This window comes from Frankia tisae, assembly GCF_025403405.1.
GTDB lineage: Bacteria > Actinomycetota > Actinomycetes > Frankiales > Frankiaceae > Frankia > Frankia tisai.
Genome location: NZ_JANEZT010000346.1, coordinates 1 through 7,167, shown reverse-complemented (window position 1 = coordinate 7,167; position 7,167 = coordinate 1). Strand labels below are relative to the sequence as shown.

At 71.0% G+C, this 7,167-nt stretch carries 8 protein-coding genes and 2 pseudogenes; 8 read left to right on the top strand and 2 right to left on the bottom strand.

Translation table 11 applies throughout. The features are described 5' to 3' along the window. Both NBZ85_RS24935 and NBZ85_RS24930 read left to right on the top strand, forming a co-directional pair. Positions 1 to 516 (top strand): annotated as a pseudogene (locus NBZ85_RS24935) (hypothetical protein); the annotation flags it as partial. Between the two features lie 199 nt (positions 517 to 715). Continuing rightward, complete coding sequence (locus NBZ85_RS24930) at positions 716 to 1,951, top strand: epoxide hydrolase family protein (protein ID WP_261562693.1); 1,236 nt, start codon at positions 716 to 718, stop codon at positions 1,949 to 1,951. 75 nt (positions 1,952 to 2,026) lie between these two features. Here NBZ85_RS24930 and NBZ85_RS33360 read toward each other — a convergent pair. Beyond that, positions 2,027 to 2,137, bottom strand: a pseudogene (locus NBZ85_RS33360) (Tn3 family transposase); the annotation flags it as partial. A 247-nt stretch (positions 2,138 to 2,384) separates the two neighbouring features. Here NBZ85_RS33360 and NBZ85_RS24925 point away from each other — a divergent pair. After that, positions 2,385 to 2,756: a hypothetical protein gene (locus NBZ85_RS24925; protein ID WP_261562692.1), complete on the top strand. Its 372-nt coding sequence runs from the start codon at positions 2,385 to 2,387 to the stop codon at positions 2,754 to 2,756. A 15-nt stretch (positions 2,757 to 2,771) separates the two neighbouring features. Here NBZ85_RS24925 and NBZ85_RS24920 read toward each other — a convergent pair whose 3' ends face one another. Beyond that, positions 2,772 to 3,311, bottom strand: a complete 540-nt coding sequence (locus tag NBZ85_RS24920; RefSeq protein WP_261559892.1) for a DoxX-like family protein — start codon at positions 3,309 to 3,311, stop codon at positions 2,772 to 2,774. A gap of 245 nt (positions 3,312 to 3,556) precedes the next feature. On the opposite strand from NBZ85_RS24920, the gene NBZ85_RS24915 reads away from it, so the two are divergent. From NBZ85_RS24915 to NBZ85_RS24895, 5 genes are all read left to right on the top strand, one after another. Further along, positions 3,557 to 3,817 (top strand): nucleoside/nucleotide kinase family protein, encoded by a 261-nt coding sequence (locus NBZ85_RS24915; protein WP_261562691.1) that lies wholly within the window; start codon positions 3,557 to 3,559, stop codon positions 3,815 to 3,817. 428 nt (positions 3,818 to 4,245) lie between these two features. Beyond that, a complete protein-coding gene (locus tag NBZ85_RS24910) occupies positions 4,246 to 5,238 on the top strand; it encodes an NAD-dependent epimerase/dehydratase family protein (RefSeq protein WP_261559895.1) in 993 nt (330 codons plus the stop codon). A 178-nt stretch (positions 5,239 to 5,416) separates the two neighbouring features. Continuing rightward, a complete protein-coding gene (locus NBZ85_RS24905) occupies positions 5,417 to 5,779 on the top strand; it encodes a PadR family transcriptional regulator (RefSeq protein ID WP_261559896.1) in 363 nt (120 codons plus the stop codon). A gap of 2 nt (positions 5,780 to 5,781) precedes the next feature. Continuing rightward, positions 5,782 to 6,372, top strand: coding sequence for a hypothetical protein (locus tag NBZ85_RS24900; RefSeq protein ID WP_261559897.1), 591 nt, complete (start codon positions 5,782 to 5,784; stop codon positions 6,370 to 6,372). A 513-nt stretch (positions 6,373 to 6,885) separates the two neighbouring features. Beyond that, positions 6,886 to 7,167, top strand: a complete 282-nt coding sequence (locus NBZ85_RS24895) for a streptomycin-6-phosphate phosphatase (RefSeq protein WP_261559898.1) — start codon at positions 6,886 to 6,888, stop codon at positions 7,165 to 7,167.

The following is a 7,167-nucleotide window of genomic DNA, read 5'->3' as shown; positions in this document are numbered from 1 at the left end:
GCCCAGGGCGAGGCCGCCGAAGCCGACGCCGCCGAACGCGTCGCCGAGGCCGTCGCCCGCGCCGTGCGCGCCGAACAGCACGCCCGCGCCGCCACCGCCGCCCGCGACCAGGCACTGGCCGCGCTGGCCACCGCGCACCGCGACGCCGACCGCGACGCCCGCATCCGCACCGAGCTGCGCACCGAACGCGACGCCCTGCGCGAGGACATCCGCACCGAACGCGCCGAAGCGCTGCGCCTACGCCAGGCCGCCGACGCCGACACCCAACGGCTGCGCGCCGAGGCCGCCGCCGACATCACCCGCGTCCGCGCCGAGGCCGCCGCCGCCGTCGACCGGATCCGCACCGAGACCGACGCCCGCCTCGACGCCGAACGCCACGCCGCCACCGAACGCCTCGCCGTGATCAGCGAGGCCCGCGCCGAAGCCCGCACCCGCGCCGAACGCGCCGAACGCCAGGCCGACGACCTCGCCGCCGAACTGCGCACCCTGCGCACCCCCACCCCACCCGGCCACTGAACAGCCCGGCCGCTCCCCCTGGCGGGGACGCCGCCGATGGCGGTTCGGTGATCGGTGTCCGTGATCGGTGTCCGCCGCCTGGCGTCGGTAGAGCAGACGCCGCGTCGCTGCCCGCACTCCTTGAAACAGCCCGGCTCGCCGCCAACCATCCAACAGACCGACGGCACAGCTTCCCGCTGCCCAGTAGGAGAATCACGCCATGACCACCCCGCACGCCTTCCCCCTGGAGCCCGCCCCGATCCATGTGTCCGACGAGGTCCTCGAGGACCTGCGCGCCCGTCTCGCGCTGACCCGTCCGCCGCTGGACGAGGGGAACGGGGACTGGTCCTACGGCGTCCCGGACAGCTATCTGCGTGAACTGGTCGCCTACTGGCGCGACGGCTACGACTGGCGCAGGGCCGAGGCCGCCCTCAACGCCTACGAGCACTACGAGGTGAGCGTCGCCGGTGTCCCGGTGCACTTCCTGCGCAGGCCCGGGCGCGGCCCCCGGCCGATCCCGTTGATCCTCACCCACGGCTGGCCGTGGACGTTCTGGCACTGGTCGAAGGTGATCGACCCGCTTGCCGACCCGGCCGCGTTCGGCGCTGACCCCGCCGACGCGTTCGACGTCGTCGTGCCGTCCCTGCCCGGCTTCGGTTTCCCCGGCCCGCTCACCGGCTTTCCCGACGTCAACTTCTGGAAGGTCGCCGACCTCTGGCACACCCTGATGACCGAGACCCTGGGCTACGACAAGTACGCCGCCGGGGGCTGCGACATCGGCGGGATCATCTCCAGCCAGCTCGGCCACAAGTACGCAGGTGAGCTGTACGGCATCCACATCGGCTCCGGGCTGCCGCTGGACTTCTTCACCGGCCCCCGCGCCTGGGACCTCGCCCGCAACCGGCCCCTCACCGACGACCAGCCCGCCGACATCCGCGCCCGCATCATCGAGCTGGACCACCGCTCGGCCTCCCACCTCGCCGTGCACATTCTCGACGGCGCCACCCTCGCCCACGGGCTCGCCGACTCACCCGCCGGGCTGCTCGCCTGGCTGCTGGAACGCTGGAACGCCTGGAGCGACAACGGCGGCGACCTCGAGTCCGTCTTCACCAAGGACGACCTGCTCACCCACGCCACGATCTACTGGGTGAACAACTCCATCGCCACGTCGATGCGGTACTACGCCAACGCCAACCGTTACCCCTGGACCCCCGCCCACGACCGCACCCCGGTCGTGCAGGCCCCGGTCGGCCTCACCTTCGTCACCTACGAGAACCCGCCCGGCATCCACACCGCCGCCGAGCGCGTCCAGGCGTTCACCACCGGCCCGCAGGCCGCCTGGTTCAACCACGTCCACGTCAACGCCCACGACCACGGCGGCCACTTCATCCCCTGGGAGAACCCCGACGCCTGGGTCAGCGACCTGCGCCGCACCTTCCGCGACCGCAGGCCCTGAACAACCCTGCGGGCTCGTCTGGCGACGGCCAGGAACGCCCCCTGCGCCTCGGCCTTCGACCCCCACCCGGCAGAGAGTGATCTTGCCCAGGTCTCGGGTGCGGGGCGAGAGGCGCAACCCGAGCAGGTCGAACAACCCGGCGTTGACCAGCGTCACCCCGTGCGTGCCGGTGGCGTGCTCGGTGATGGGTGTGGTCCCGGGGCACCCGCGCGAGGGTCGTGACGAAACCGAGCGGGGCGTCGATGGAGTCCGGTTGACCGAGCGCGGTGTGCTCGGCGGCGCTGAGCGGGTGTTCCACGGCGCCCGGCGCTCTGGCGGGCGCCCGGCGGCGGGCTCTGCGCCCGTCGGGCAGCACCGTGGCCGTGGCCCTTGCTACCGTCATCCACGCCACTGCCGCCACCGTCCGTGAGAGCCTGACCCCAGGGAGCCGCCCATGGCCGCCGGAGTATTGATCGCCGAGAGCCTGCGGGTGGGAACGGTCGTGGACGACCTGTCGCTGCTCGTTCGGAAAATTCAACGATCGGCGTCAGGGAATGCCACCCTCGACCAACCACCCGTCTGGACGCTGATCTACTTCGACGTCGCTGACGCCGAAGCCGAGGCCCTGGCCGCGCACCTGAGCAAGGCTCTGGATACATCCGGGTCCGGATGGTACGTGGACCTGCACACCGCCCAGGAAAGCTTCATAGTCTTCCCCGGCCGGGTCCTGCGCTACCGGCGGGGTGACCCGCAGGGCCGCGCCGAAGCCGAGGAATACGGCCGCGCCCTCGGCATCCCCGACTCACAACTCGACTGGCCGACCTGACCCACCGCGCCCCGCTCAGGCGACGACGGCGACGATCGCGTAGTCCTGGGGTCGAACAGTGTCGACTGACGCGTCATCGGAGGGCCCTCCACGGCGATGGGGTGGAGACGGCGGTGTCGGTGCCGGCGGCTCGTTCACCGGTTGGATGGCGGTCCTTCCGCCGGGGTGTTCCAGGCCGAGCAGCACAAGGCCCGCGGTGAGCAGGAACGGATTGCCGTGGCGCACCATGACCGACGGCGCGGTCACGAACATGAGGAACGTGCCGACGAGGTGCGCGACCATGGCGAGCAGCGCGAGCGGTCGGCTGCGCCGGCTCAGCAGCGCCAGCCCGATGACGATCTCGACCCCGCCGAGGGTGTACACCGTCAGATCCTGGTCGAACCAGGGCGGTGCCCGGCCGAGCAGGTCCTCGGCCGGGGAGACGCCGGCCAGTTTCAGCGCGCCGAACCACAGGTACACGAGCCCCAGCGCGGCCAGCAGCGCCGCAGGTGACAGCCGCCGGACCCAGGTGAGCCCGGTCTGGACGGCCTGGTCCGACCAGGCGGCCGGACACATTCATCCGCTCGCGGCGGAAGCGGCGATCCCTGTCGGCACAAACGTACTTTGGAAGATGAGGCGGGGATTGTCAACGATGCGACATCGGCACCGGGAAAATCTGCTTATAGCATATTGTCGAGCTCCAAAAGGAAGTCATTAAGGAAGTCATTGTATGTAAACGCAGGAATGCCGACTCCAGGAAGGCGCCAGCCACATGGACACAAAGAATGGTTTTTTCATGCTCGGGGAAAAAGTCACCTGAGGTGATCGACGAGCCCGGTCCACCGCCGTCGCGCACCCACGTCGTGAGTGCCCTCGCCGACCTGCTGGTGAACGCGGTCCCGGACCGGGTTCTACGCGTCGCGATCGACGGGCCGGACGCCGCCGTCCGCACACGCTACGAAGCGCGCTACCTGCCCGCCCAGGAGCTCTACCAGACCTGTGCCGCACCCCGGGAACACGCCGACGTGCTGATCGACAACGAGGATCCGGGCAACCCGCTCGTTCTGCGCTGGCCCGCATGAACCGCCCCTGAGCCAAGGCCGCGGCAGCGGCGTGGCGCCGCCTTCCGAGACACTTTCCTCTTTCTTGCTGACGTGCGCAGTGACTGTGTGTGATGTTGGGCGGCGTTCGAGCTGTCGGGTGTGGTTCGGCGTCGGTGTCGTGGCTCCGCGGCGCCAGCGGGGGGCAGGGCGCAGGCCAGGCCGAAGACGTCCCGTTTCCCTCTCGTGCGACCGGGGCCAGGACGCAGGTCTGCTCGGGGCACCGAAAAACCCTGTGCGGCAGTGGGCAGGCCGCTGCTAGGGTTACCGCTGTCGGAGTCGCATGAGGGAGATGAGGGTCCTATGGGTGCGGTGAGCGAGTTTCGCGATGCCCTCATCCGGGTCGCCGACTGAGGCGGTTTCCCCCGCCGCGGCCCGGGACATTCTCACCTCGTCCGGAGTCGCACATCATGCCAGGCACCATCTCCCGACCGCGCAGCATTCTCATTCTTGGTGGCACCCGTTTCGTGGGCCGCACCCTGGTCGAGGCCGCGCTGGCCGACGGCCACCAGGTGACGCTGTTCCACCGCGGTCAGACCAACCCCGGGCTGTTTCCCACGGCCGAGACCGTCCTCGGGGACCGCACCCGTGACCTGTCCGCGCTCGCCGGGCGCCGTTTCGACCTCGTCGTCGACGTCGCGGGCTACGACCCGCCGGTCGTGCGCCGCGCCCTCGACGCGCTACGCGGCCGGGTCGGCCGGTACGTCTACGTCTCCTCGCTGTCCGTCCTGGCCGACCAGAGCACCCCGCAGAACGAGGACGGCGACCTGCTGGAACTCGACGACGACACGGCGCCGGCGAAGCTCTACGGCGCGCGGAAGGCGGCCTGCGAACGGCTGGTGCTGGGCGCCTTCGGAGCGCAGGCGCTCATCGTCCGCCCCGGCATGATCGTCGGACCGCATGATCCCACGGACCGCTTCGCCTACTGGCCGCGCCGCTTCGCCCGCGGCGGGCGCATCCTGCTGCCCGGGGACCCGGCGGACCTCGCCCAGTTCATCGACGTGCGCGACCTGGCGGGCTGGATCCTGCGGTCGGCGGCGTCGGGTGTGGGCGGGGTGTTCAACGTGACCGGCCGACCGCTGGCGTTCGGCGCGTTCTTCGACGCCTGCCAGGCATTCGCCGACGAGCCGGCCACGGCGGTCTGGGTGTCGAGCGAGCGGCTGATCGCCGCCGGGGTCAACCCGTGGATGGGGATTCCCCTGTGGATCGCCGCACCCGGGTGCGAGGCCATCAACGAGGTCGACGTCTCGCGGGCGACGGCCGCCGGGCTGACGATCCGTCCCCTGGCGCGGACCCTGGCGGACACGCTCGCCTGGGACACCGCCCGCGGCGGCCCGGCGCAGGGCCAGGAAGGCCTCGGCGAGCAGGAGGAACGCAGGCTCCTGCGCGAGCTGGTGGGCTGACTCGCCCGGGAGAAGGCGTCCCCCCGCCCAAAAAAAGCCGTCCCGGCCGGGGCGGAGGGCTGGCCGGGGCGATGAGTCGGCCAGCCCCGTACCCCGTAGCCCTGGTGGTCGTCGGCTCGCCGTCGGGCACCGTCGCCTGCTACTTGACTATGCCAGGTACTCGGCTTAGTTTTCTTCCATGGTTCCGACGCATGACCCCCAGCTCCTCAAGGGCGTCCTGTCGTTGCTGTTGCTGCGGCTGCTCGCCGAGAGGGAGTCCTACGGCTACGAAGTCGTCCAGCGGCTGCGCGAGCTCGGGCTGAGCGACATCGGCGAGGGCAGCGTGTACCCGGCGCTGGCGCGCCTGGAACGCGAAGGTCGGCTGCAGGGGCGCCTGGTCGCCTCCCGCTCCGGTCCGGCCCGCAAGTACTACCGGCCGACCCCGGCCGGATCCCAGGCGTTGAGCGAGGGCACCGAAAGTTGGCTGTCGCTGGCCGCGGTGGTCCATCCCGTGCTGGTCCGGCGCCTTCCCGACCCATCCACCACCACGGAGGACACCTGACGATGGCCGCCTCGCCGAGCACCCTCGACCGCCTTCGTATCGAACGCGTCGTGTGGACGATGAACACCCGGCTGCAGGATCTGCCGCGCCGATCCCGGACCGCCCGGCGTCGGGAACTACGCGACAACCTCCACGCCGCCGCCGCGGACGTCGGCGCCCGCCAGGCCGTGCGACAGCTGGGTGACCTGCGCATCCTCGCGGCCGGCTACCTCGCCGCCGAGTACGGCGAGCTGTCGCGGCGGCCGTCCTGGACGGCCGCCGCCCTCACTCTCATCGCCGTCGAGGTCGTCGTGATGCTGGTCGACCACGCCGGCCGGAGCGCCTTCGACGCCGGGATCACCACGGCGGCCCCCGATGCCACCGGCACCTTCCACTGGGCCGGCATCGCCTACCTGACCAGCGATGCCACGTTCACCTATCGCGACGGAACGCACACCTCCGTCGGAGGAGCCTGGACGCCACTGGTCTACGTGATCATGTTCGTCGGCGCCTTCGTCGCCGGGCGGATGTGGCGGCTGCTCGCCGCCTGGCAGCGCCAACGCCACCTCACCGCGCCGGCCGCCGACGGGGAGAGCTATCGCGGCCAGGCCTGACTCCCCGCGTCGTCGTGCGTTCTGCTTGCCGTCGAGCAGAACGATTTCGGGAAAGTCGGCGCCGACGTCGTCGGCGAGGCGTTCAATTTGTTTGATGAACACCGTACGGCCCAGGAACTGCGCAATCACCACGTCGTGCCCGGCGGCCAGGCGGGTCCGCGCGGCCGAGCGGGCAAGAAGCCCGGCCGCCTGCGGATCAGCCCGCCCATCGCCGCGCAGACTCCGCACCCGATCGATACCCGATCGATGCCGAGCCTGCGGGCCGGTGGATGCTTCTCGACGTACCTGCGGGCCGGCGTGGACTTAGCGCACCTCGACGGCCCGTTGAGCAACAATCGGAGCAGAGCAGGAACGAAGGCGAGTGCGCAGGCGTCCACACCCTGCCGTCACCGGTTCGGGTGCGGGTCGCGACAGGCCGTGGTCGGCAGGGACGTTCCCGGGGGCTGTTTCCGGGAATATCCGGAACTGGTACGAATATCGAACTAGCGTTCGACATGGCGGGGGGTGTGTGTTGTGCTGGCTGGTGTGGAGCAGGGTGTGGCGTGGCGCATCGAGGTCGCCTGGGACGGCGAGCACCGCTACATCGCCGACGTGTGCGGCTGGCGGTTGACCGACGATCCCGCCGGGGCGCGCACGTGGCCGACCCGGCTGCAGGCCGTCCACGAGGCCAGCGCGTTCACGCGCGCCCAGGCGTGGCGCATCGAGTACGGTGGCGCCGCGATCGCCCCGGTGCCGGCGACCGGCGGGCCGGGTCCGACCGCGGGCGAGCAGCCCCTGTGGACGTCACCGCAGTAG

Excerpts from the sequence above, each read along its gene's own strand:
- NBZ85_RS24905 (WP_261559896.1), top strand. The coding sequence starts at position 5,417 with ATGGTTCCGACGCATGACCCCCAGCTCCTCAAGGGCGTCCTGTCGTTG.
- NBZ85_RS24920 (WP_261559892.1), bottom strand. The coding sequence starts at position 3,311 with ATGTGTCCGGCCGCCTGGTCGGACCAGGCCGTCCAGACCGGGCTCACC.
- NBZ85_RS24925 (WP_261562692.1), top strand. The coding sequence starts at position 2,385 with ATGGCCGCCGGAGTATTGATCGCCGAGAGCCTGCGGGTGGGAACGGTC.
- NBZ85_RS24900 (WP_261559897.1), top strand. The coding sequence starts at position 5,782 with ATGGCCGCCTCGCCGAGCACCCTCGACCGCCTTCGTATCGAACGCGTC.
- NBZ85_RS24910 (WP_261559895.1), top strand. The coding sequence starts at position 4,246 with ATGCCAGGCACCATCTCCCGACCGCGCAGCATTCTCATTCTTGGTGGC.
- NBZ85_RS24930 (WP_261562693.1), top strand. The coding sequence starts at position 716 with ATGACCACCCCGCACGCCTTCCCCCTGGAGCCCGCCCCGATCCATGTG.